We start from the raw sequence: 227 nt of genomic DNA, 5'->3' as shown, positions 1-227 counted from the left end.
CCATTCGACACACCCGTCAGAACACGCGTGCCTGCCGTGCCCGTGAAGTTCACGATCGTGCCGTTCGTGTTCTTCGCAACGGTAATGTTGTGCGTCGTCGGGTCTTGCTGGACGAGGCCAATCGTGCCGTTGTTGATGTTGTTGGTGATGTTCTGGATGTCACCCGTGTTCTGCGTCACACGACCGTCGAGGTTCGTGATCGCGCCGGCCACGTTCGTGTACGTCTG

At 58.6% G+C, this 227-nt stretch carries 1 protein-coding gene; it reads right to left on the bottom strand.

Annotated elements, in window-relative coordinates; all coding sequences use genetic code 11:
* Positions 1-227, bottom strand: a 227-nt coding sequence (locus U5805_RS31720; RefSeq protein ID WP_322107415.1) for a hypothetical protein, incomplete at both ends; no start/stop codon positions are given.

The organism is Paraburkholderia sp. J41, assembly GCF_905220235.1.
Taxonomy (GTDB): domain Bacteria; phylum Pseudomonadota; class Gammaproteobacteria; order Burkholderiales; family Burkholderiaceae; genus Paraburkholderia.
Note: the sequence above shows the minus strand (reverse complement) of the source record. Positions and strands in the feature narration are given on the sequence as shown.